The 24849-nt window shown below is 59.1% G+C and carries 18 protein-coding genes and 3 pseudogenes; 16 read left to right on the top strand and 5 right to left on the bottom strand.

Features of this window, described 5'->3' with window-relative positions:
- Positions 1 to 1650: a tannase/feruloyl esterase family alpha/beta hydrolase gene (locus H4I99_RS17700; RefSeq protein ID WP_163897678.1), complete on the bottom strand. Its 1650-nt coding sequence runs from the start codon at positions 1648 to 1650 to the stop codon at positions 1 to 3.
- Between the two features lie 410 nt (positions 1651 to 2060).
- Between H4I99_RS17700 and H4I99_RS17705 the strand changes: the two genes are divergently transcribed.
- From H4I99_RS17705 to tnpC, 3 genes are all read left to right on the top strand, one after another.
- Complete coding sequence (locus H4I99_RS17705) at positions 2061 to 2447, top strand: transposase (protein ID WP_163897681.1); 387 nt, start codon at positions 2061 to 2063, stop codon at positions 2445 to 2447.
- Positions 2444 to 2797 (top strand): IS66 family insertion sequence element accessory protein TnpB, encoded by a 354-nt coding sequence (tnpB, locus tag H4I99_RS17710; protein ID WP_163897684.1) that lies wholly within the window; start codon positions 2444 to 2446, stop codon positions 2795 to 2797. The genes H4I99_RS17705 and tnpB overlap by 4 nt, the downstream gene beginning before the upstream one ends.
- 68 nt (positions 2798 to 2865) lie before the next feature.
- Positions 2866 to 4410, top strand: coding sequence for an IS66 family transposase (tnpC, locus tag H4I99_RS17715; RefSeq protein ID WP_163897686.1), 1545 nt, complete (start codon positions 2866 to 2868; stop codon positions 4408 to 4410).
- A gap of 27 nt (positions 4411 to 4437) precedes the next feature.
- On the opposite strand, the gene H4I99_RS17720 is transcribed toward tnpC, so the two are convergent.
- Together H4I99_RS17720 and H4I99_RS17725 are read right to left on the bottom strand one after the other, a co-directional pair.
- A complete protein-coding gene (locus H4I99_RS17720; RefSeq protein ID WP_163897688.1) occupies positions 4438 to 4650 on the bottom strand; it encodes a hypothetical protein in 213 nt (70 codons plus the stop codon).
- A 700-nt stretch (positions 4651 to 5350) separates the two neighbouring features.
- Positions 5351 to 7699, bottom strand: a complete 2349-nt coding sequence (locus H4I99_RS17725; protein WP_163897691.1) for a hypothetical protein — start codon at positions 7697 to 7699, stop codon at positions 5351 to 5353.
- 157 nt (positions 7700 to 7856) lie between these two features.
- Between H4I99_RS17725 and H4I99_RS17730 the strand changes: the two genes are divergently transcribed.
- Complete coding sequence (locus H4I99_RS17730) at positions 7857 to 8762, top strand: HNH endonuclease (RefSeq protein ID WP_163898281.1); 906 nt, start codon at positions 7857 to 7859, stop codon at positions 8760 to 8762.
- 65 nt (positions 8763 to 8827) lie between these two features.
- On the top strand, positions 8828 to 9430 hold the full coding sequence (locus tag H4I99_RS17735) for a hypothetical protein (RefSeq protein ID WP_163897700.1): 603 nt from the start codon (positions 8828 to 8830) through the stop codon (positions 9428 to 9430).
- Positions 9431 to 9517: 87 nt separating this feature from the next.
- On the opposite strand, the gene H4I99_RS17740 is transcribed toward H4I99_RS17735, so the two are convergent.
- Positions 9518 to 10171: a hypothetical protein gene (locus tag H4I99_RS17740; RefSeq protein WP_163897703.1), complete on the bottom strand. Its 654-nt coding sequence runs from the start codon at positions 10169 to 10171 to the stop codon at positions 9518 to 9520.
- A 483-nt stretch (positions 10172 to 10654) separates the two neighbouring features.
- Here H4I99_RS17740 and H4I99_RS17745 point away from each other — a divergent pair, with 483 nt between their 5' ends.
- Complete coding sequence (locus H4I99_RS17745) at positions 10655 to 11581, top strand: ArdC family protein (protein ID WP_163897705.1); 927 nt, start codon at positions 10655 to 10657, stop codon at positions 11579 to 11581.
- A 193-nt stretch (positions 11582 to 11774) separates the two neighbouring features.
- Positions 11775 to 12788, top strand: coding sequence for an aldo/keto reductase (locus H4I99_RS17750; protein ID WP_163897709.1), 1014 nt, complete (start codon positions 11775 to 11777; stop codon positions 12786 to 12788).
- 64 nt (positions 12789 to 12852) lie between these two features.
- Here the strand turns inward: H4I99_RS17750 and H4I99_RS17755 are convergent, their stop codons facing one another.
- Positions 12853 to 13758, bottom strand: coding sequence for a LysR family transcriptional regulator (locus H4I99_RS17755; RefSeq protein WP_163897712.1), 906 nt, complete (start codon positions 13756 to 13758; stop codon positions 12853 to 12855).
- A 345-nt stretch (positions 13759 to 14103) separates the two neighbouring features.
- Between H4I99_RS17755 and H4I99_RS17760 the strand changes: the two genes are divergently transcribed.
- From H4I99_RS17760 to H4I99_RS17800, 9 genes and pseudogenes are all read left to right on the top strand, one after another.
- Positions 14104 to 15312, top strand: coding sequence for an MFS transporter (locus H4I99_RS17760; protein ID WP_163897715.1), 1209 nt, complete (start codon positions 14104 to 14106; stop codon positions 15310 to 15312).
- Between the two features lie 83 nt (positions 15313 to 15395).
- Positions 15396 to 16148, top strand: a pseudogene (locus H4I99_RS17765) (IS6 family transposase).
- A gap of 49 nt (positions 16149 to 16197) precedes the next feature.
- Positions 16198 to 16299, top strand: a pseudogene (locus tag H4I99_RS17770) (IS3 family transposase); the annotation flags it as partial.
- A gap of 139 nt (positions 16300 to 16438) precedes the next feature.
- Positions 16439 to 16927, top strand: coding sequence for an RNA polymerase sigma factor (locus tag H4I99_RS17775; RefSeq protein WP_163897718.1), 489 nt, complete (start codon positions 16439 to 16441; stop codon positions 16925 to 16927).
- Between the two features lie 98 nt (positions 16928 to 17025).
- Entirely contained in the window at positions 17026 to 18018 is a 993-nt protein-coding gene (locus H4I99_RS17780) for a FecR family protein (protein ID WP_163897722.1), read from the top strand.
- Positions 18019 to 18135: 117 nt separating this feature from the next.
- On the top strand, positions 18136 to 20601 hold the full coding sequence (locus tag H4I99_RS17785) for a TonB-dependent siderophore receptor (protein ID WP_163897725.1): 2466 nt from the start codon (positions 18136 to 18138) through the stop codon (positions 20599 to 20601).
- 64 nt (positions 20602 to 20665) lie between these two features.
- Entirely contained in the window at positions 20666 to 21517 is an 852-nt protein-coding gene (locus H4I99_RS17790) for an ABC transporter substrate-binding protein (protein ID WP_280513884.1), read from the top strand.
- The gene (gene fhuB / locus H4I99_RS17795) at positions 21514 to 23496 is read left to right on the top strand and encodes a Fe(3+)-hydroxamate ABC transporter permease FhuB (RefSeq protein WP_163897730.1); all 1983 of its coding nucleotides are present in this window, start codon (positions 21514 to 21516) and stop codon (positions 23494 to 23496) included. Before H4I99_RS17790 ends, fhuB begins: the two co-directional genes overlap by 4 nt.
- A gap of 359 nt (positions 23497 to 23855) precedes the next feature.
- Positions 23856 to 24623, top strand: a pseudogene (locus H4I99_RS17800) (IS6 family transposase).
- Positions 24624 to 24849: the final 226 nt, after the last annotated feature.

The following is a 24849-nucleotide window of genomic DNA, read 5'->3' on the forward strand; positions in this document are numbered from 1 at the left end:
TCAATCGCCGGCGCAGATGAAGCTGGAGGCTTGGGACATGTCGCCTGTGCCTTTGTACTTCGGCCAGGAGGGATACTCGCAAAGAGGCCGTGTGCGCCCACGCGTGTCGGATTTGGTGGCATCCATGACGACCGGATTGATCGGCGGAACGCCGTTTTCCACCCAGTTGTCGAGAGCGGTCAGATTGTCCCAGGTGGGCGAGAAACGTCCGCCGCCGTGGGCGAGGCCTGGCACCAGATAGAAGCGGACGAAGGCGGCCGCTTTCTCACGACCCATCTTCGCCACGATGGCCTCGTAAAGTTTGGCGTTGCCGTAGGGACTCACACTCGGGTCGTCGGTGCCCTGCAGCCAGATGATCTTGCCACCCTTGTCGGCAAAGGCCGACCAGTCTGTCTGGGTCGCGCCAATGATGCCGGACAGTTCGACGATGCGATCTTTGAACTTGCCGGGATCGCGAATGTCGAAGGACAGGAGGTCGAGCGGCTGGTCACGCGCGACGAAGTTCTGAAGGAATTCGAACGCGCGGCTGGAATGATGAGCGTTCGGCCCCGAGACAGGCGGATTGCGCATCTGCGGCTCCGATCCGAGCTGCATCAGGATGCCCTCGAGGCTGTTATAGCCGGGGTAGCTGTCAATTCCGTTCGCCAGCTGGTACGGCAGGGTATACCCGTCGTGGTAGATCTTGAGGGTCCGGTCGATCTGGGCTTTCGTGAGGCAGTTTTGCGGATCGCCGCTCTCGCCCGCCGTGCAGGCGAGCTTTTCAACCAGTGCGGCCGATTGCTTGCGGCAGCCGGATGCATTGCTGATCAGACCGTCCTTGGCGCCGTCCAGCGCATCGCAGCTTGCAATTGCCTCTTTCGCAATCGTCTCGACCAGCTTCGGAGGGATCCACCCCGCCGACGTGTCGTCGTAGACAGCGCGGGCAAGTCCAGCGCCCCAGAGCCTCAGACCCACGAAGTTGGCGGTGGGATAATTCGTCAGTATGCCATCATAGGCATCCGGCCAGCGGGATGCCGCCGTCAGACCTTCTCGGCCGCCTGTGGAGCCGCCTTGGTAATAGACCCTCTTGATTGGTCTGGCGTAGCGTCTTTGGACGAGTGCCTTCGCCACATCGAGGGTCTTTCTGATGTGCATGTATCCATAGTTGAGCATGGCCTCGTCGTTTTTTCCGAAAGAGGCATCATCAGCATTCGGCGCCTGATGGCCCGAATCGCTTCCGAAGGTGACATAACCTTGCTTAAGCGGGGTCGGCACCACTTCGAGGCCCAGCGTCGTCTTTTCGGTCGTCGGCGGAATGCTGCCATTATATCCGCCACCGCCATATTGCAGCAGCTTTCCGTTCCAGCTGCTCGGCAGGTTGACCTGCCATAGTATCTTGGGCGCTTGAGGATCGACGGGCATCGTTTCCCCCATGACTTTGCAAAATTCGCTTTGCGGATTCGCCGGGTCGCGAGATGCAACGTACGCAGCGGATGTCACCTTGGCGCCTGATGTCGGCAAGGTAATAGCACCTGCAGGTACTATAAATGAATTCAACGCGGCACACTGTGTGGCACCGTCGCCCGCCTGAGCTGATGCAGGCGATGTTGAAGTGAATAAAACAGCAACCGCCAACGCCAGCGGCGCTTGCGCTTCTAGATGAAACGGCATGATTTCCTCCCTGCCCAACCGGCATAGGCACCAGTAGAGATGTCCTCTCCCGAACATCGCAGCTGAGACTACGCGCGCCAGACACCGAGGTTAAATGCAAATATCAGCTCCTTTATTCCGGCAGCCGCATAAGTGAGAGCGGCTTCGCCCTCTCGGCCAGTTGTTGATTGCAGGCGAACGAACCGTGGCCGCGCGGTAGGAGCATCGACTATCAGCGTGAGCGCGGCGTTGCGTGCTACGAGAAGCGGATGTTCTGCTTGGGGCTTATCGCGGAAGGTAAGCACAGTCACTCTGATCTCTAAATGAGTTAGAAAAATACGTCCGTGGGTAACCGGTGTTCCGCTCCCACGTTGTCCTCGCCGCCTTAATCTGTGATCGCCTTTCCATGGACGAGCAACGGGAGTTTCTCCATGGAGAGTACATTGGAGTTTCTCACGCCCAGGAAGTCTGGACGTGAGCTGCATCTGCATTGGCCGGACGAGGTCAAGGCGCAGATCGTTTCGGAGAGCCTTCGGCCCGGAGCCTTGGTCAATGAGGTCGCAGAGCGACACGGCCTGAAGCCGAACCACCTGTCCACCTGCCGGACAATGGCGCGGCAGGGCAAGCTGGTTCTGCCCGCACCCGAGGATGCGGTAGATTTCGCTGCGGTGATTGTCGAACCGACCGTATCGGAACCGCCGATCAAGAAAGCCAGCCGTCCCGAGATCATCGTCGGCTCTGTCACCATCCGGTTGGAAGAAGGCGCGTCCGCTTCCCGGATCGCCGCTGTCGCGCGTGCGTGCGCAGGTCCGACATGATTTTTCCATCGAACCGGGTACGGATCATGGTGGCGACCAAGCCTGTCGATTTCCGCAAGGGTCATGACGGCTTGGCGGCGCTGGTCAAGAACGAGCTGCACAAAGACCCGTTCACAGGAACGGTGTTCGTATTCCGGTCGCGCAAGGCGGATCGCCTGAAGCTGATCTACTGGGATGGCAGCGGTCTGGTGATGGCATACAAGCGGCTGGAGGAGCACACGTTCACCTGGCCAGATATCCGGGACGGTCTGATGACCTTGGGTCATGCCCAGTTCGAGGCGCTGTTCGCAGGGCTCGATTGGCGGCGAGTTCGCTCTGTTGAGCCGAGAGGGCCAACGGCAATCGAATAGGTGCGTCACGATGACTCGGTTCGCAAATTCCGACAGCGAGACGACGCCCAATTTGATAAACTTCCAATATGTTGGATGCGGTCGATCTTCCAGACGATATTGCTGCCCTGAGGGTGATGCTGATCGCCTCCCAGCTTCGTGAAGTCCGCAAGGACGAGCGGATCGAACGGCTGGAGAAACTGGTCGCCGCTTTCAAACAAGCCGCCTTTGGCCGCAAATCCGAGAAGGTCGATCCCGAGCAATTCGATCTTGCACTGGAAGACTTGGAAACGGCCATTGCGGCGATCCATGCCGAAGACGAGGCCGACAGCGCTCCGGGTAAACCGCAGCCCAAAGCACGCGCCGCCAATCGTGGCTCTCTTCCCGCCCATCTTCCTCGTGTCGAAGAGGTCATAGAGCCGGAAAGTCTGATCTGTGCTTGCGGCGGCGGTCTGCATTGCATCGGGGAAGACGTGTCCGAGCGGCTGGATATCATCCAGGCGCAGTTCCGCGTCATCGTTACTCGTGGTCCCAAATATGCCTGCCGCGCCTGCACTGACGGTGTATCTCAGGCTCCAGCGCCTGCAAGACTGATTACCGCCGGATTGCCGACCGAAGCGACCATAGCGCATGTGCTGGTGTCCAAATACGCCGATCACCTGCCGCTTTATCGGCAGGCACAGATCATGAGCCGACAGGGCATCGACCTTGACCGCTCGACACTTGCTGATTGGGTCGGGCGGGCGGCATTCGAACTGCGTCCGGTCTTTGATGCTCTGATTGCCAACCTGAAGCAGTCGACGAAGCTGTTCATGGACGAGACCCGTGCGCCAGTCCTCGATCCCGGCTCCCGCAAAACCAAGACAGGATACTTTTGGGCCTTGGCCCGTGATGATAGGCCGTGGAGTGGCGGTGCGCCGCCCGGTGTGGCCTTCACCTATGCGCCCGGTCGCGGCGGGCTCCATGCGGAGCGGATATTGCAGGGGTTCACGGGCATTCTCCAAGTCGATGGATACGCCGGATATAATCGCCTGATCGCACCGGAACGTGTCGGTCCCGACATCCGGCTTGCCTACTGTTGGGCCCATGCCCGTCGCAAGCTGGTAGAGATCACCCGTAGCGGATCGGCACCCATTGCCGAGGATGGCGTCAAGCGGATCGGTGAACTCTACCGGATCGAGGCGGAACTGCGCGGCCTTCCCGCTGACGCTCGGATAGCCGGACGGCATGAACGGTCAGCGCCATTGATCGCCGACATGCGGACTTGGCTCACGCATCATCGTGCCCGTGTTGCTGGCAAGTCGCCGCTTGGCGAAGCACTGGCTTATATAGCCAAATACTGGGACGGGCTCGGCATCTTCCTGACTGACGGTCGCGTCGAGATCGACAATAACACGGTCGAACGAACCATCAGGCCGATAGCGCTGAACCGCAAGAATGCTCTCTTCGCAGGACACGACACTGGAGCAGAGAACTGGGCGATCATCGCCTCGCTCATCGAGACCTGCAAGCTCAACGCTGTCGATCCGCTTGCCTTTCTGACGGCCACGCTCACCGCTATCGTAAACGGCCACAAGCAAAATCGGCTCGATGAGTTGATGCCGTGGAATTATTCGCGGCGGACAGGCGGCTGAAGTTTGCTGTCGGCCCGAAGCAGCCCCTCATTCCGCTAAGTCAAGCTGGCGAAGATATTCTTCACCGCTAATGGTCGTCCAACCATCTCTCGGGAATCGTTGATCTTCAACCTCTTCAAGTGAGAAGTAGGCTCCAAAGAAGTCGCAATTCGGATCAAGTAAGGAAATTCTCTTTTTAAATTCAATGTCGTTGCCGGAAAGTTGATCTTCAAGTGCCTCTTCCATTTCCGAATTCATCAAGAAAGGTATCCGTAGGCATCCGAGACAAATATCGAGAACAGGATAGTTTCGTTCGGCGCAGATGCCGACACTTACTTTCTAAATCCCATAAACCGCTCCGCAGGAAGCCAGATACCGAAGTATCGACCATTGGAAAGTCGTTGCGCATCCGAACGTAATAACTGAAGTTGGTCATCCTTCCTTTATGTCTACCTACGGGCGAAAGCTTAAATGCAGTCAACCGGTAAGGCGGTTCCTGTTCGAAAGATAATTCCAGTCCGCCTGGATAGAGCCAATACAGCGGCACTGGCTCGTCATACGCGTTGGTAATCCACCCTTTCGGTGGACCGAGTGTCTCTGCGATTTGTAGGAGCGGCGTACCGAATTGTAGGAAGTCGATCTGCAATGAACCCAAACTCTCTTCAGAGAGAGTGTGATCGTTTGTTTAGGCATGCAGACTCTCCAAAAGCTCGCGAGAACGTTTCCCGCTCGCATGAGATTACCTTATGTCTTCAATTGGCGCATTCTTGCCATCAATTTCATAGCTGTGTCATTCGGGATGGCCAAACGAGCTTGGTCAATGTGAGAGGAAAACACCGCTTACGTCCGTGGAACGCTAGTTCGAATCCTTTCAAGGCGGAGACGACCGGCATCCCCCATGCAGATCCGGGATTGATTTGCATCTGCATGGGGGATGTGGATCAGCCATTCATCCGAGCTGCTATGCAGCCTCCCAAACCCGATTAAGGATTTTCGCCGCAAGTGCAGCTTTGTCCTGCGGCAGGAAGCGACCGTAGTGCTGCTGAACGACATCCGGTGTGTCCTCGATGGCATAACTCGCCTGTTCATACGATCCGGTTTGCTTGAGGATATGCGTCGCCAGAATGTCCCTGAGATTATGAGGTCCGTGCGGGAGCAGCCCTTTGATGGCGCCGCGGCCGGTGTAGGGGTTGTAGATCCCATAGCGTTGGATCACAGTCCGCCAGGCTTCATAGAATTTGGTGGAATCGTATGCCGCGTCCAGACTAGTCGTCTTCACCGTCTTGACGAACAGGGTGCCAGGATCCTTTGCCGAACCAAGCAGTACACCTCGGTGGCGATCGATATAGGCCTCGAGGTATTTGTAGAGGTCGAGCAAATCCGGCAGGATCAGGCGAAACGGCTTTTGTCCAAAGAATGATGAGCCTGAGTTCTTGAAGGCGATTGATGGGATGAGGACCTCCCATCCGTTTTCCCGATCGCTCCAGCGCAATTCACCGCATTTCATGTCTTCCAGCCGTCGCTCCGAAGTCGGGAAATGCCCGCGTGGGCACAAGCGAAGCTGGCGAAGGTTCTTTTGCCGAAGTCCCAGATGCAGGCCGAGGCGCAGCAGAAGGAAAGAGCGGACCGCTTCGGCTGCAGCCCGAGGATAGCGGTTTTCATCCGGCATGCGCTTCAGGATTTCATCTGTAATCTTGCGGTACTCCGACAACGGGCTGTCTGCTTCAAGGATCACCATGATCGGCTCGAACGGATCGCGATGCACGCGCATGACACGCTGGATTTCCTTCGAGCGATTTGCAGCGTGCCGGTGGAAAGCATCGCAGGCGCCGTGCCAGTCGCGTGCTGCGAATTCTATCTCCTCCGGCGCGATCAGCCCTTCGATTGGCTGAACCGTCTTCAGGAGCTCCGGATGCTGGCGGATCCAGCCCACCTCCGCCCGCGTGAGAGCTTGCGCCACCATCAGCATGTCTTCTTCCCATTTGGTGTAGAAGCCGCGGCGGTGCTTCCGCCATTGGAGGTACCAGTCCCAGACGCCCGGGAAGATCAACAGGCCAAAGGTTAGTTGGCTGAGCGGCACACCGCGCCCTTTGACGACGCTGGCGGGTGAGGCAGCGAGTGCACCGAACATGAGGCCGAGATGCTCGACCTTCTGGGATGCGGTTTCCTCTCCCCAAACTCCATTTCGTTGGAAGCCGATTGCGGTCAGCGTCGATGTCTTGAAGCGGATCAGATCGGCCATCTCCATAGCCAACCGCGGCGGCGCATCGACGACGTCGGAGAGGAGATCAGGATCTTCAAAGGCCTCGGGATTGTGGCTCGTGCTGTCCGGGTTCATTTGTGGTCGTGGAGACAGGGTGCCTCCGCCATAGGTGATCCCCGGAAATCGTATTGCATAACGCTGTTTGGTGGCCGCCGCCTGATAGCGACGATAGTCGGTTGATCCCGAGATGATGACCCGGCGCACCCATTCGATGATTTCCTCCCGCTTGGAGAACGGCAAGCTGCTGAAATTGTCCGGAAGATGCCATGCAAGTCGTCGCCGCTCCGCAGTGCTGATGTCACCCATATCATGGCCGTATAGGGAGCGGGATTGGTGCGGCAGCTTCACTTTGAAATACCCCTGTCCCAGTCGGTAGCGCCGCTCGATACGGGAGAGGATCTCGAAGCTCGTCAGAGATCGCGGCACGCGCTCGCCCTGAACCCATGATAGCAGGGTCTTGTCATCGAACGTCTCGCCCAGGCGAACGACGGCGCGGTAGAGTTGCCAGTAGCTCTCGCCGAACCGGCGCATCTGATAAAGGAGTGCATCGTGGAAGCTGGCCGGATCATCGGTTGCTTCGAACAATGGTTCAGGGAATGGACTGATTGGTTTCGGTTGTGGTCCCCTCGGCTCTGACGAAGAGGTAGCCGGGGTCTTGTCGGAGAGGATCTGTCGCGGTCTGGAACGCGTCGCAGTTTCCGACTTGCGCCGAACGGTATTGCGCGATTTCGTGCGTGGTTTCGTTGACTGGATGTCATCGGCGGCAGGCGGTTCTCCGAGCCACCGGATAATCGCGTCCAGTCCTGGACGGAGCGCCTTCTTCAAATCGGCTGTCATTTGGTTTTCGATCCCGCATGCCTCGCCAATGGCCGTCCAATCCATACGGCCACTAACGATCGGTGGTGGCCAGCGGTGGATGACAAGACTTATGAGATAGGTCCGAATGCTGTCCAGAACTCGCTGTGAGGCGATTGGCGCGATGCGCACCTCGCAGAAATCCGAGATTTCTCGTTGAAAGTGATGAATTGAAAGATCGTGTGTTGCCATGCTCTTATTCCGTTTCTCTCGATACCGTTGTCGAGGGCGGGCGGGAATAGGAGTGGACATTTAACAAATGGTATGCCGCAGCGGCGAACATCTGGGGCCAGGCTGAGGTCCCCAGATTTCAAATGAAGCATCAAGAGCCTCATGCTAAAGATTGCAGATGGGATTCGGGGTTTTCATTCACCGGTCAGATTCGATTTACGATGATAGCCCGGCTGAACAATACCAGTTCCCGGGCCAGTATCTCGGTCGTGTCCAGGCGTGTGTGGGTGACTGGATCATCTACTACGAGCCTCGGAAAGTCGCAGCGACCCGCGGCTATTTTGCTGTCGCCAAGGTTGAGCGGGTTATTCCTGATCCGAAGGCGCCCGGCATGTATCTGGCGCTGATCGAACACGGCAGCTATCTCGACTTCATCAATCCCGTTCCGTTCAGCGGACCAGACGGTGTCATAGAGCGAGGCGTGCTGAATGAAGAGGGGCGCATTTCGGGCAGAGCACAGGCCGCAGTCCGGCCGATATCCGCAGCAGATTTCAACCGCATCGTATCGATCGGCATCGACGAGGATGAGCCTGAACTGCCTCGGCTGGATGAGCCAGGGGTGACGCATGCGGTCGATGGATTTGCAGATGAAGCGCAAGCGCCGTTCATATTCGAGCAGGAGCGCGACCGGGTTATGCAACTCTCGTCGCGGATCGTTCGAAATCGGCTATTTCGCCGGCTCGTTCTTCACGCCTATGACAAACGATGTGCCATCACGGGATTGAAGCTCATCAACGGTGGTGGCCGGGCGGAGGTCGATGCCGCACATATTCGGCCGGTGGAAGCGAGCGGGCCCGATATTCTATCCAACGGAATTGCGCTTTCGGGTACCGCACACTGGATGTTTGACCGTGGTTTGATTGGCCTTTCGGACGATCTTGATATCCTGATATCGCGTCACGCGAATGATCCTGACAGCATCCAAGGACTCCTCAACAAGACCGGGAAGGCGATCGTGCCCGGCCGGGTCTTCGAGCGGCCACATCCCCAGTTCCTGAGATGGCACCGTGAGAACTGCTTCTGACCGTACCGAAGGACAGACCGGCCAAGGGGCCGGAACCGCTTCGGCAACTGGAAAAGGAAACCATCATGGCAAAGCCCGCAACCCCTTCTCGTCAAACCACTCGCCCTGCTTCTGGCCGTGTCGTGCAACTGCGTAAGGGCGCCACCATCGAAATGGTCCGCCTAACATGCCCCGACGAAGCCCAGGCGCTGAAGGCCGCCGAAAGCTTTGGCACCGCCATCCTCGACAGCGGCGGCATGCGCGACCTGCATGAGCGCCTGATCGTCGAGACCGCAACCGCTCTCTCCGATGGCCTTGGCGAACGCGCAATGCAGATCCATCTCCAGCGCATCGTCGGCGCCTATGTCGGTTCCGCTCATGGCGCCGGCCAGTTCTACAGCAAAGCCGTCACCGAAGCGCGCGACGCCACCGCCAAGGGATCTGCTGACGCCCGCGACGAGGACCTCGATGGCCCGGTCGGCTATGACAGCGCCGCCCAGCGCAAGCGCGAGTTCGCCGCCGACATGGGCATCCAGGCCCATGCGCTCCGCCTGGCTCCCGAAGGCGCTGTGGCTGCCTACAGCCAAATCGTCGGTGAAGCCTGGAAGCCCTTCGATCCCCCAGTCGAAAATCCCAGCCAGTCTTTCGACCGCAGGGCGGCCGCCGCGCAGATGTCGGCCTTCGATTGAGTCCGAGCTGGCGGAGCTTCGGCTCCGCCATTTTCATGGTGGGCGTGCCCCCCCTCAGCCCGGTAACGCTGGCGCACAAGCCGTCAGTCACGGCTTTCTTGCGATCATGCTGGTGACGTTTTCGATTTTGTCGAGCCAAGCCGCAGCGGTCAAATTGCTCCAGGAGATGATCTTGCGAATCCGCTCATACTCCTCCTGAATGTTGCGCCGGAAAATCGGTTCATGGTGTGCGATGCGGTTTCGCAGATCACGTATCTTGAAAAGGGTATCGTTTCCTTCGCCGCGTAAGGCTTGAACGGTTCTGCTGCTATCCGTGTTCGGAAACACTGTCCGAAAATGCGCGTTCCAGATCGCACCGTCATGCCCATGTGTCAGCATCTTCTCCCAGAAGACAAAGCTCAATTCGGCAACGATCTTCCCTGATGTCGGCAGAGAACGAAGTCCCATAAGGTTTCGACGCGGACTGTATCCCGTCGGGGGATTTCGCAAGCTGATTTCGAAGCCTCGTTCCCATGGCCAATTCGGCCCATAGGTCGATTCTATTGCCGAGACGATTGAATTGCGAACGCTGACTTCGCATATCTGAAGGGGAACGAAGAATGCCGATGAGAGTTCAAGATTCCACTGGTAGAGTTCCAGCGCCGCTTCTTTGTCACCGGCCTTTTCAGCCAGATAAGTTGCGAAACGCGGAGCCGATAAAACGGTTGGGAGATTATGGATTTCGTCGTGTGTGAATGGCAATTGTTCGGTCCCGTCGCAGACAGCAGAGGTCAGCTTGTCATTGACAAATACACGTGATTCTGACTAATTAGAAATCGAAAGGCGCGTGAGGTCGCGGGGTAACACCACCCTCATCGTCATACGATAAATGGAAAGAGCTCGACACTGGCGGGCTTTTTTCATTTTCAGCTGGTCATTCGCTGTCGTCTATGGCGCCCAGCTCTGCTGACATCCCAGCCTGAACTCAATTGGTGCGCGGCGCCAGCTCTCCTTCGATTGGTCCTTCTAGAACGCGACGACAACGGTATCGGAAGGTTATTCCCCACCCATCGCGTCCCGTCCCTCCTGTCGGTCCTGCAGGAGCCGGCAACCGGCGCAACGGCTGCGCCGTCCTTCTCTTCGTTCCGGCCTTCCGGTGCGCCTGCCACCGATCGCTTCTGCTCTCGGCCCTCCACGACGGGGCCGCGATCGGCGCGGCCTCCTCAGAAAACGGAGGTCTGGAATATGAGCAGGAAATCAGAAAACACGCGCACGGACATTTACGCGCGCATCACGGACAGGATCGTCGCCGATCTGGAAAAGGGTGTGCGCCCGTGGGTGCAGCCGTGGAGCGTTCGCAACATGTCCGGCCGGGTCAGCCGGCCGCTTCGGCACAATGGTCAACCGTATTCGGGGCTCAATGTTCTGCTCTTATGGTCTGAGAGTGTTGCCAGCGGCTTCATGTCGGCAACGTGGATGACTCTTCGTCAGGCAAACGAGCTTGGCGCGCATGTGCGAAAGGGTGAGCGAGGTGCGACCGTCGTCTATGCCAGCCGCTTCACGAAGACGGAGAAGGATGCGGGCGGCGGCGAAGTCGAGCGGGATATCCCGTATCTTAAGGCGTACACTGTGTTTAACTGCGATCAGATAGACCGTCTTCCCGATCACTATTACCGCAGTCCGGAGCCGGTCGCAAAGCCGCTGGAGCGTATCGTGCATGCCGACCGCTTCTTTGACAACACGGGTGCCGAGGTCCGCTATGGCGGCGACAAGGCCTATTACTCTGCGGTCACCGACCACATTCAACTGCCCCAGCCGGAACAGTTCCGGGACACGGCGTCCTTTGTTGCCACGAGAGCCCACGAAACCCTGCATTGGACTTCGGGGCCGGGCCGCCTGAACAGGGATCTCAGCCACTATCGCAAGGATCGCCGCGAGAGGGCCTTCGAGGAGATGCTCGTGGAATTGGGATCGGCAATGCTCTGCGCTGATTTTGGTATCGTTCCGGAGCTGGAGCCGCGGCCGGATCATGCTGCTTATATCCACAGTTGGGCCGCGATCCTCGGCTCCGACACGCGGGCTATCTTCCAGGCGGTTGCGCATGCGCAGCGCGCTGTCGCCTATCTTCATGATCTCCAGCCGAAGGCTGAAGCCGAGTGGGAGTCCACTTGATGCCGGACGCCTCGTACAAGAAGGGGAGGGCGAACGCCGTCCCCGGTCGCTGATTCTGAGCAGGTCTATTTGTGAATTTTCTTCGTGGATCCTGGGAACTGCGCCCGACTACTGCATCCGGCGCCATTCCTCCATCTTCTTGGTCAACAGGAACGGACCTGTTTCAACCATCTCGATACGGAAGGAAAAGACAATGGCTCTCAAGGATATGCTGCCAAGCAAGCTCGGCTTCGGCGCTGCTCCTCTTGGCAACATGTTTCGCGATATTCCCGAGGAGGAAGCGCTGGCAACCGTCGAGGCCGCATGGGAAGGCGGCATCCGCTATTACGACAATGCGCCATTTTATGGCGCGGGTCTCGCCGAAATCCGCATGGGGCAGGCACTCGCCGGCAAGCCGCGTAACCAGTATGTCATCAGCACGAAGGTTGGCCGCCTGATCCTCGATGAAGTCGAGGATATCAGCGCCCGTGATCTCGGCGAGAAGGGCGACGTATTCAAGTATGGCCTCCCGAACAAGATCGTCAACGATTACACCGAGGACGCGACCTACCGCTCGATCGAAGACAGCCTGAAGCGCCTCAAGACTGACTATATCGATATCGCCTGGGTGCATGATATCGCGCAGGATTTCTATGGCGATGAATGGCTCGCCAAGTTCGAAGAGGCGCGTAAGGGCGCATTCCGCGCGCTCGACCGGATGCGTGACGAAGGAGTCATCAAGGCCTGGGGGCTTGGCGTCAACAAGGTCGAGCCGATCGAACTCTTGCTGGCGCTGGATGAGCCCCGGCCGGACGGTTTCCTGCTGGCCGGGCGGTATTCGCTCCTCGATCACGACCGCGCCCTGCAGCGCGTCATGCCGACTGTTGCCGAACGCGGCCTTGGGATCGTCGCAGGCGGTCCTTATAGCTCGGGCGCACTCGTCGGCGGCCCGAACTTCGAATATGCGCCGGCGACGCCAGAAATCCTGGCCAAGGTCGTCGCGATCAAGGCGATCGCCGATCGCTACGGGATTTCAATGAAGGCTGCTGGGCTTCAGTTTGCGCTTGCCAACCCTGCGGTTGCCGCAGTCATCCCTGGCGCCAGCCGTCCGGCCCGAATTGCCGAGGATGGGGCCGCACTGCGCGAGACGATCCCGGCGGATTTCTGGCGCGAACTACGCTCTGGCGGTCTCGTCAATTTGGCAGCGCCGCTTCCGATCGAAGACTGACTGACTGCCGATCGCATCACTGACGTAGACCGGGGTACCACCGTATCCCGGTCGGCTTTGCGTTTTATCGCGGCTGCAAGAATGTCTGCATTTGCGGAATGGCGAAGTCGAGGAATGCGCGGACACGCGCCGGCAGGAACTGCGATCCGCGATAGAGGGCATGAACCTCGTCGACGACGCCGATATCGCTGTCCGCCAGAAGCTCGACGAGTTCGCCGCGCTCGATGGGTCCGCGTAGATGATAGTCCGCAAGACGGATGATGCCGACGCCGGCAATCGCCATCCTGCGCAAGGTATCACCATTGTTGACCAGCAACGACCCGCTCAGCATGCGCTCGACGATCCGTCCACCTTCCCGCATCGGCCAGACGGGCATGGCCCGGCGGAAATTGAAGCCGAGGCAATTGTGATGCACGAGCTCTTCCGGCGTGACCGGCGTTCCGTGGCGCTTCAGATAGGCCGGTGAAGCGACGATGCAGCGTTTTGTCTCGCCGATCTTGCGCGCCATCAGGTTAGAGTCGGGAAGCTTGCCAACCCGGATTGCTATATCCGTGCGGTCGAGATAGAGATCGACCACCTCGTCCGACAATGAAAGATCCACGATCACATTGGGATAGGCTTCGAAGAAGGCCGGCAGTATGGGCTCCACGGCCGTCGTGCCAAAGCTCACCGAGGAGGTTATGCGGACAACGCCTTCGGCCTCTGCTCCTCCCTGCGCGATCTGCTGTTCGGTCTCGTCGAGCTGGGCAAGCAGCGCCTGGCTGCGCTCGTAGTAGAACTGCCCCTCTTCGGTCAGGGCCAGCCGGCGCGTCGAGCGCTCGATCAATCGGACACCCAGCCGGGATTCCAGACGGGCGATGAGTTTCGACACGGTCGAAGGCGTCATCAGCATGAGCCGCGCTGCCTCGGAAAAGCTTCCGGCCTCCACGACCCTAACGAACACCATCATTTCGCCTGCGCGGTTATCCATCGCCAACCTATGATCTGAGTTCACCGAAACCTGTAAGTTTTAGCAAGCTTTCTCCTATCTGTCGTGCCATATGTGAACCGGACTATCAAATACGTTGATGTGAGATCTGAAACGGCATCGACTGTTCAAAATAGTGCGGGCGGTGATGCGTTGGCTTCAACGCCCCTGATAAAAAGAGCCTCTCGGCCGCCCATAGCCCCTCCTGTGAAACGCTTTCTCAAATGCTGGGAACAAGCTCCGTCTACTGAGCACGCAGCCGATGTGAGATCTAATTGCCAGAGCAGCGGCCGGACACGTGTCCCGCAAAAGACTGTTCCCCATACGGTTTTGGAAAGGATCATCATCATGGAAATCGTTTCGCAAGCGAACATCGACGTGCTGGCACCGACCGATCATGCGCGCTCCCGCAATCTGACGCTGCTGGCCTTGGCGCTCGGCAGCTTTTCGATCGGAACTTCTGAGTTTGCCAGCATGGGCATCATTCAGCTCTTCTCGAAGAGCCTCGGCGTCAGCATTCCCGACGCGACCAGCGCGATCGCAGCTTACGCCTTCGGTGTCGTCATCGGCGCGCCGCTTGTGACGCTGGCGGCAGCCCGCCTCAATCGCCGCACCCTGCTTCTGGCTCTGATGGGCCTGTTCATCGCCGGCAACGTGCTCTCGGCGATGGCTACGAACCTTGGCTTCTTCATGGTGGCCCGCTTCATCAGCGGCATGCCGCAGGGCGCCTATTTCGGTGCAGGCGCAGTCGTGGCCTCCTATATCGTCGGGCCGGGACAGGCTGGAAAGGCCTTCGCCATCGTCATGACCGGGCTGACCGTCGCGACGATCGTCGGCTCGCCTCTGGCAACGTTCCTTGGACAGACGATCGGCTGGCGTGAAACCTATCTTGCCGTGGCGGCCTTCTCGCTTCTCGCCTTCGGCGCCATCTTTCAATGGGTTCCGCGCACCAGGGCGCTCGACGGTGTCCCCATCATCCAGGAAGTCTCCTCGCTTCGCAAGCCGCAGGTGTGGGGCGTAATGATCGTTGCCGCACTCGGTATCTCGAGCATCTTTGCCGTCTACACCTTCATCGCGCCGATGGTCACCGATGTCGTGAAGCTGTCGCCTGAAACGATCCCGGTTGCACTCGCACTGTTCGGCATCGGCATGACAGTCGGCAATATCTACGGCGGCAAGCTCGCCGATCGCTATCCTGCACGCGGCATCGTCCTTGGGTTCGGCAGCACGCTGCTGATCCTGGCTGCGCTGGCGCTCGGCGGCACCCATCCGGTAGTCTTCTTTCCGGCCATGTTCGGCGTCGGTGCGGCCATGATGGCGGCAATCCCCACGATCCAGGTACGGCTGACGAACTTCGGACCGGAAGCCCCGAGCCTGATGGGTGCGATGAACCTCGCTTCGCTCAATGTTGCAAACGCGATCGGCGCCTGGGCAGGCAGTATCGCGGTCGGGGCCGGTTACGGTCTCCTGTCCGCCGCCTGGGCAGGGTTTGCCGTCACGCTGCTGGGACTGGTAGTGTTCGGCCTGACCCTGCTTAACCGGCTGGCTAGGATTTGAAGAGGCCTGTCGCAATTTTTTGTGGTTAACGTGCTGTTGACCACAACGGTGGAAATCCGCTCCCGATGAAGCGGAGCGTAGCCATGATTCTGAGTGCAATTGCCGAGAAGCTGAAGCGCTAGTCGAAGGATGATTTCAAGGGTCGGCATTTCGAGGCATGGCTGATCGTGCAGGCGGTGACCTGGTATTTTCGGTACCCGCTCAGCTATAGAGATCTCGAGGAGATGTTCCGCGAGCGCGGCTTCGAGGTCGACCACAGCACCATCAATAGGTGGGTCCTCGCCTATGCACCTATCATCGAGAAGCGCCTACGCCAGTTCCGCCGACCGCATTGTGGCTCAGTCAGGATTGACGAGACCTACGTCAAGATCCGCGGCAAGTGGCGATACCTCTACCGCGCCATCGACAAGCAGGGCAACCCGATCGACTTCCTGCTCACCGCAAAGCGCGACCTTGATGCCGCGAAGCGATTCTTTCGCATGATGCTCAAGGACGAGCCGCTACTCTCGCCGGGGAAGATCGGCACAGATGGCGCCAACACGTTTCCGTCAACGATCAAGACAGCCGTCGAGGACGGGCTCCTGCGTCCAGGCCCGCTACATTATGTCACCAAGCATCTCCAACAAGGCATCGAAAGCGATCACTTCCGAGTGAAGAAGAACATGCCCAAGATCGGCTGCTTTCAGTCATTTAAAACGGCGCGCCGGACGATCGCTGGGTTCGAAGCGATGTTGTGGCTGCGGAAAGGCTTCGGCTTTTCCGGCGACTGGACCGTCAACGACCAGAATGATCTGCTCGGCCGCATCTTCGGACTTCAAAAGGTTAACAAATCGTGAAACTGCCACCCGTGCTGGGTAGTCTCAGCCTTCTGAGAGGTTTGCGACAAGCCCGTTCGACTACATCGAGATGTTCTGCAACCCGAAACGCAAGCACGTCAGGAACGGGATGCTGTCGCCCGTCGAGTTCGAGAAGCAGCAGAAAATCTAAGCTGAGGGTGTCTACGAAACTCGGGGCGATTCATTGCCCTGAAGTAGATTACCCCGACAACATCCCCATTGCGGAACCCAAAAATTAGCTATAATTGGAGCGTAACACTCCAGTTTATGGACGTGACGAGGCTGCCGGCGTGACGACGAAGCAAACCGAATTTGAGGCACTTTATGTATCCGAACGCGTCCGCTTGGAAAAGCTCGCGGGGCGCATGATCGGCCGTTCGAATGCCCCCGACACGGTGCAGGACGTCTTTATGTTGCTTTGGTCCCGAGCAAGGGAGCATGTCTGCCTAACGCCATCCTATCTCTCGCGGGCCACGCAGTTCACGGCAATCAGCCATCTGCGCGCGGAACGGCGACGCCAGAGCCTTGCAAGTGGGCTCACGGAAGAACAGCATGCGCAGCCGGTGATCCAGCCGGACCAGATCGTGTCGGCGCGTCAGGAGCTTCAGTGCCTGCAGGCGACGATTTCCAATCTTCCGGCCCGCACGCGGCAGGTTTTTTTGCTAAACCGCTTGCATGACTGCAGCTATGACGAGATCGCGGTCGCGCTGAACATCTCGTATAGCACCGTCGAGCGCGAAATCGCCAGGGCGCTTCTCGCCTGCCGGCAAATGCGATAATCGACCGATCATGTGAGGGCAGGCGTCGCCGTCGCTCGATATGCTGGTGAGGGGGCTAGTCTTCTCACACCGATTTGCGAATTGAGGCTATCCCATCCATGACGGACCAAAAGCAGACATCTGCCGATACTACGCGGATCGAGCGGGAGGCGATTGCGTGGTTTACCCGCATGAACGGAAAACCGTCCCACCAGGATCGCCGCGACTTTGAAGACTGGCTCGACGCCGCGCCCGAGCACCGGACCGCCTTTGAGGGTGTCGAAGGGCTCTGGTCGGATCTCGGCGCATCCATGCAGGTTGGCGGTCGGGTAGAGGATAGCCTCGCTCTGCCGCTCGAGAAGATCAGCCGGTTGCGAGAACGGCGAGCGGGCCTCAAGGCCAGCGCCGTCATTGTCAGCTGTCTCGCGCTTCTCATCGCTGGAACCTGGACATTGCTTGAACGGCCCCATCTGCTGCAGGACATGCGAGCGGACGTCGTTTCGCCGCGGGGCGACCGCAAGGCCTTGACGCTGAGCGACGGCTCACATGTTCTGCTCGATGCTGACAGCGCACTCGATGTCAGGGTTTCGGGTTCGGAGAGACGCGTGCGGTTGCTGCGCGGAACGGCCTTCTTCCAGATCACGCATACCGGCACGCCTTTCGTCGTCGAAGCCGCGGGCGGTGAAGTCCGCGTTCTCGGCACAGAATTCGACGTGTCGCTCAAGGAAGACCGGCAGGTCACCGTCACCCTTGCCAAGGGCAGCATCCAAGTCGCCATGATCGGCAGCAGCAAGGATGTCGTCCTCAAGCCGGGGGAGAGTGTCGACTACGGAACCGGAGGGTTAAGCCTCGTCAAGCAGGCGGTGATCGAGGACGAGATGGCCTGGCATAACGGCCGCTTCATTTTCAACAATGCCCGGCTCGCCGACGTGCTTGCCCAGATCGGGCGCTATCGCGCCGGTCGCATCGTAATCCTGGGGTTGAGGCTCGGAGAACTGAGGGTCAGCGGCAATATCGAGCTCGACGAGACCGATAAAGCGCTTGCCGCCGTACAGTCGACGGTCGGCTTCCGTCTGAACAGCTTTGGCCGCCTGACGATAATCGGCCCCTGATTTTTTTCGGAAAACTTTTGAGGGTGTGCAGGCTCGACAAGCGATAACTCTGTGAGAGGGCCGCGCGGGGGGACACCTGCTGGCTTCTCTTCAGTTTTATGGCATGAGGGGCGACGGATGATGAATATCGGGTTGAGAGGCAGCACGCTGGTTCTGCTTGCGGTAACGGCCATGGCAGGGATTGCCGTAGATGGCGGCGGTTTGAGGCAGGCCGGGGCACAGGGACTTGCGGATCGGCAGCACAGTTTCGACATTCCGGCCAAGCCGATTCGACAGGCGATAAACGACATCGTTCGCGCCACCGGCATCAACGTCGTCTTCCCAGAAACGCCGGCAGCATCGGCGATCGGCCGCAGCGTTCGCGGGTCGATGAGCACGTCGCAGGCGATCGCGACCCTGCTTGCAGGCTCTGGCCTACAGTACAGCTTCACCAATGCCAACACCGTGACCATCACCGCTCCGTCGCAAGCGGCCAATGCCGGCGCCACCGGCGGCGACGCGACCATGCTTGCGCCGATCGTCGTCACCGCCCAGGCTGCCGGCACCAACGGCTATGTCGCGGAAACGAGCACGACCGGGACCAAGACGGACACAGCCATCCTCGAAGTCCCGCAGACGATCAATGTCGTTACGCGCAAGGAAATGGACGACCGCGGCGTCACGGATTTCAATTCCGCTGTCGCCTATACACCTGGCGTTCGCATGATCGATTATCCCGGCGGCCAGGGCATGCCCGATATCTACCTGCGCGGCTTCCGGGCGATCGGACAGTTCGCCAACTACCGCGACGGCCTGCGTAACGGCTTCAACAGCTATGACAGCGACATAGAGATGTACGCCTTTGACAGGCTCGACGTGCTGAAGGGCCCCTCGTCTATCCTCTACGGTCAGGCGACACCGGGAGGCCTGGTAAATGCCACCACGAAGCGCCCGACGGAAGACTCGTTGCGGGAAGTTCAAGTCCAGTACGGAAGCTTTGCCAGGAAACAGGCGGCGGTCGATTTGGGCGGCCCCGTCAACGATGACGGCATCTTCCTCTATCGCCTGACGGGCCTTTATCGCGACAGCGGTACCCAGATCGATCATTCGCCCGACGACAGCCTCTATATCGCGCCGGCCTTTACCTGGAAGCCGGACGACGCAACGAGCCTGACCCTGCTTGCCAATTACCAGAAGACCACCAAGGGCGGCGCCGAACAAAGCCTGCCAATGGACAACACGATCTTCGACAAGGGGGTGCGTATCCCGTCCAGCACCTACCTGGGCGTGCCCGGCCTCACCGAATGGAAGGTCCAGAACACATCCATCGGCACCGAGTTCAGGCATGAATTCGACAATGGCTGGACCTATAGTCAAAACGCCCGATATTCCCATTCAAAGGTCGACTATACCGCCGGCTTCATCTGGGATTGGCCGACCGCGCTGGTCGATGGCCACTTCGCCAATATCGGCACACAGAAGCGCCCGAAGGCCACCGACAGCTTCCTGTTCGACAACAATATCAGCGGCGAGGTCGAGACCGGCCCCGTTACCCACACCATCACGTTAGGTGCCGATTACGGCTACTATTCCGGTAAGGAAAAGCGCTCCAACTCGTCCAACTTCATCACCATCGACATATTCGATCCGGTCTATGACGGATCGGGCCTGACCTACGATCCGCTCTGGGTGGATGAAAAGGTCACGACCTCGCAGTTTGGCGTCTATGCGCAAGACCAGTTGAAGTTCGACAATTGGATCCTGTCGCTCGGTGGCCGCTATGACTGGGTGAAGGGCAAGGTCTACGACTATCTTTCCAAAAGCGAGATGAAGACCGACGACGCGGCTTTCAGCGGTCGCATCGGTCTCGGTTACACCTTCGACAACGGCGTCGTTCCCTATGTCAGCTACTCGACCTCTTTCCAGCCGGACTCGTCGATAGACTTTTCGGGCAATCCCTTCAAGCCGACGACAGGCCAGCAATACGAGGTTGGCGTCAAATACCAGCCGATTGGCTGGAACGCGCTCTTCACCGCCTCGGTTTTCCAGATCACCCAACAGAACGTCTCAACGGCCGACCCGGTACATATCGGTTATGCCGTGCAGCAAGGCGAAGTGCGCTCGCGCGGCTTCGAGCTCGAAGCCAAGGCAAGCCTGACCGACGAACTCAGCCTGACCGCTGGTTATTCCTATACCGATGCGCGCATTACTGAAGACAATCCGAATACAAGCGGCGTCAGCGCGGTCGGATCGCGCTCGCCATCGGTACCTTATCACACCGGCTCACTATGGCTGTATTACGATATCCAAGATGCCACCCTTGACGGCCTGAAACTCGGCGCTGGTCTGCGTTATGTCGGCAGTTCGATGGCGGTAATGGACACGTCGACCGGATCGCAGGTCAAGGTTCCCGGCCACACGCTTCTCGACGCCTCGATTTCTTACGACTTCGGCGCCAAGAATCCCGATCTCAAGGGGCTGACGCTGGCGCTCAGTGGCACCAATCTGACCGACGAAAAGTATTTTACGCCCGGCTTCTATTCCGACACCGTTCTCTACGGCAATCGCCGGACGATCAATGCAACGCTGTCCTACAAATGGTAAGCACTTGATCGGGTGTACAGCAATAGACCATTCCCTCCCCCGCCGAGCGTTTCTCGGCGGGATGATGTCACTTCCTCTCCCATTCTCTGTGGCCTCAGCGGGCCAGCCTCGGCGGATCGCTGCTCTGGATTGGACCAGTGCGCAAAACTTGCTGGCACTCGGTGCCAATGTCGTCGCACTGCCCGAACTCCACCGTTACCGCGAACGTGTCGTTGAACCGCAGCCACAGCCGGGGACTTACGATCTCGGCCTGCGCTCGGAGCCAAACCTTGAGCTTCTCGACAGTCTGGCGCCGGACCTGATCGTCATGCATCCCGAACTCGAGACCCTTCGCCCCAGCCTCAATACGATCGCGACGGTAACCGTCTTCGATCCCGATGCAAGCGGCGATACCGATCGTAGCGACAGGCTTTCGGACGCTCGCCAGAACCTCAACAACCTCGCCCGCTCCATTACCATGCCGGATGCCTTTGCCGCCTCTATGAATGCCTTCGAGGCTGCGATTGCCGAGGCCGCAACGCGGCTGCGAGGTCACGACGGGCGACCCGCCTATATCGTCACCCTGATGGACACGCGCCGTGCGCTTGTCTTTGGCAGGAACAGCCTTTTTCAGAGCGTGTTCGACTTGTTCTCGATCGAGAATGCCTGGGACGGCCCGACCTCTCCTTATGGTCATACCACGATCACGCTCGACGCGCTTGCCGGCCGCCCTGATGCAAGCCTGCTGTCGATCGGCCGGGAAAGCCGGCAGCTTCTCACATCTGCGCTTCGATCGCCCGTTGTCGCCAGCCTTCCCTATGTCCGGGAAAATCGTGCGGTGGCGATCGATGACGTTCTGTTCTATGGCGGCCTGCCTTCGGCGCAGCGTTTTGCCCGGCTGGCATCCATGGCGCTTTCGGGTACGGCCTCTCAATGAAATTCGTCGCCGCTCTGCGCCATCCGGCAGTCTTGCTCTGCCTCCTCGGGCTGCTCGCAGCGATCTGCAGCCTGCGCAACATCCTGGCGGTCATGCCGTCGGATGCAGGTTTCGGCACGCTCCTCTTTCCCGATCCGGCAAACACGGCCGAACTGCTGTTGCATTACGCCGTCCTGCCGCGCATCGTGATGGCGTTGATCGCCGGCGGGGCGCTTGGCCTTTCCGGCGCGCTCCTGCAACGCATCCTCAAGAATCCCTTGGCCGAACCGGCAACGCTCGGCGTTTCAGCGGGCGCCTATCTGATGCTCGCGATAACAGGCGTCTTCGCCCCCTCTATCTTGCTCGTCGCGCAGGAATGGATTGCAATCGCCGGCGCAGTGCTGGCACTCGTCTCTGTCCTCGGACTATCCTGGAATGGCGGTCTGGCGCCGGAAACCGTGACACTGTCCGGCCTGATCGTCACCCTTTACTGCGGCACGGCGAGCGCCGTTCTGACCCTGTTCAACCACGACCTGCTGCTGGGCCTATTCATATGGGGTGCGGGTTATCTCGACCAGCAGGACTGGGCCGGCGTGCTTTTCCTTGCGCCTCGCCTCGCCTTTCTGGCGGCCGCCGTGGCCCTCATCGCGCGCCCGCTGACAATCCTTTCACTCGATGAGCGGAGCGCCCGCAGCCTCGGCCTGTCCACGACAACGTTCCGCATTGTCGCGCTGGCCCTGGCTGCAGCGCTGACGGGGCTGGTGACAGCATGGGTCGGGATCATCAGTTTCATCGGGCTCGCTGCCCCGGCAATCGCGGCCGGCCTCGGCATGCGGCGCATCGGCGGGTCGGCCTTGTGGTCAAGCCTGATCGGTGGTCTGCTTCTTCTGCTGACCGACCAAATCGTACTCGCCTTCCCGGTCACCTACAGGCTTTTTCCAGTCGGCACCATGACAGCCCTTCTGGCGGCGCCCTTGCTGATGGTGATGATCCTGCGCCTGAGGCCGGTACCTATGTCTGAACGCAGCCCGCAGCCTTCGCCACGGCATGTAATACGCGTTCCCCTGCTGCTTGCAGGTCTGCTCATCGCTGTGGTTCCAGCTCTCTGGCTCGCCGTTGCTTTTGGGCGCGGTTTGGATGGCTGGGTGCTGGCCGACGGCGACACGTTGGCAAAGCTCGCAGCCTGGCGATTGCCGCGAGCACTTTCGGCATTCGCCGGCGGCGCGATGCTGGCGCTCGCCGGAGCCATTCTGCAGCGCATGACGGCAAATCCGCTCGCCTCTCCCGAAATTCTCGGTGTGTCCTCCGGTGCGCTGGTTTGCATCATCGCCTTCATCCTGACGGTCTCGACGCCGACTCGCTGGGGACAGATCGGCGCGGGTGCCGCCGGAGCGCTTGCGATGCTCATCGCCATGCTGATCCTTTCCAACCGTCCGGGATATAGCGGCAACCGGTTGCTGTTACTCGGGATTTCGCTGAGTTCGATTTCGAGCTTCATCGTCGCGGTGCTCATGACCAGCCAAGATCCACGCCTCGGACAATTGCTGAGCTGGCTCTCCGGCTCGACCTATGCCGTGACCGCTTCTGATACCGCCGTATCGGTGGCTGTTACGGTCCTTTGCTGCCTGATCATTCCGCTGATCGCCCGATGGCTTGCCCTTCTTTCGCTTGGCGAGAACGCCGCGGCCTCACTCGGCCTTCCCCTGATCAGAAGCCGATCGGTCCTGTTTTCGATCGCGGCCGTCCTGACCGCTACCGCGACGACGCTTGTCGGGCCCTTCAGCTTCTCCGGCCTCATGGGGCCGCATCTCGCCGGTCTGATCGGATTTCGGCGTGCGGCAAGTCACCTCCTTGCATCCGCGCTGATCGGTGGACTTGTTCTCCTCATCGCCGACTGGGCCGGTCGCAATCTCATCTTCCCCTACCAGATCCCGGCCGGCCTGCTGGCCACACTGATTGGAGGGCCTTTCCTGCTTTTGCTCATCGGGAGAAAGGCATGAGGAAAAGGAGGAGTTTCCGACCCCTCACGGTACTCTCCTCGGAACGGATTGCTCCGAGAATGTAATGGCTGCGGCTGGCGGGAACGGACCTTGGCCATTTCGACGCGGATACCAACCTGCACGCCCGCCTGCATGTGCCCGCGCAATGGGACAGAGGCGAGCATGGCTAGATTCCGGTCATTCCCCCACTAGGGATGCACCCAGGCCGACCTCGTCGCGACCCGCTGCTATACCCATACGTACAATAGATGCCCGCGCCAGTTGGCTTGATATCGATTTCGCTCTGCACGCTTGCGGGCTCTGTTGCAAAAATCGCGTTGATGCCGAAAGAACGCCGGCAATTTTCAGGGAGACCTTTGATGAGTGATTTCAAGTGGCGTCCCTTTCAGGGTGAAGTGATCTTGTGAGCGGTTCGCTGGTATTGCCGCTATGGGGTTAGCTACCGCGATCTTGAGCAGATGATGGGCGAACCGGGCGTGGCGGTCGATCATTCCACGATCTATCGAGAGGTCCAGAAATATGCGCCAGAAATTGAACGGCGGCTACGCTGGCATTAGCGCCGGCCTCAATCGACGAGTTGGCGGGTCGATGAGACCTATGTGAGAGTTTGCGGCAAATGGACTTACCTGTATCGGTCTGTCGACAAGTTCGGCAACACCATCGATTTCTATCTATCGCCGACCCGCAATGCCAAGGCAGCGAAGCGATTTCTCGGCAAGGCCCTGAATGGCTGGAAGGATTGGGAAAAGCCAACGGTCATTAACACCGACAAGGCGCCGACCTATGGTATCGCGCTCTCCGAGCTGAGAGCCGAAGGCAAATGCCCAAAGGAGCTGGTGCACCGGTAGGTCAAGTATCTGAATAACGTGGTTGAGGCGGATCATGGCAAGCTGAAGCAGCTGATCAAACCGGTCAGAGGGTTCAGGACCTTGAAAACGGCCTATGCGACGATCAAGAGCTTCGAAGTTATGCGGGCCCTACGCAAGGGCCAGGCAGCGGCTTTCAATCTAACCGGCGATATCAGTGGCGAAGCTCGCATCGTTGAACGAGCCTTCGGGATTGCGCCCAGCGCCCTTACCGAAGTTGTGGTAATCCTCGTCCAGAATCTTGGCACCAAACCCGTGTGATTGAAGTGTACGAAAGTCCCTTCTCAGCCATCCGAATTTATTCGCAACAAAGCCGCAAGAACCGGCTCTGGAGTTCTGGAGCGCCGAAACGAATAACTGTCGGAGCCATCATTCACTCGGCACACCTACCTAAAATGGGTCGGAACAAGGGGGGCTCACAGCCGCTCGACTTTTATCAATCAAAGACAACCACACCACGAACTGCAGTTCCGACAGCAGGCGGGTC

Source organism: Paenirhizobium daejeonense (genome assembly GCF_014280875.1).
GTDB classification, from domain to species: Bacteria; Pseudomonadota; Alphaproteobacteria; order Rhizobiales; family Rhizobiaceae; genus Allorhizobium; species Allorhizobium daejeonense.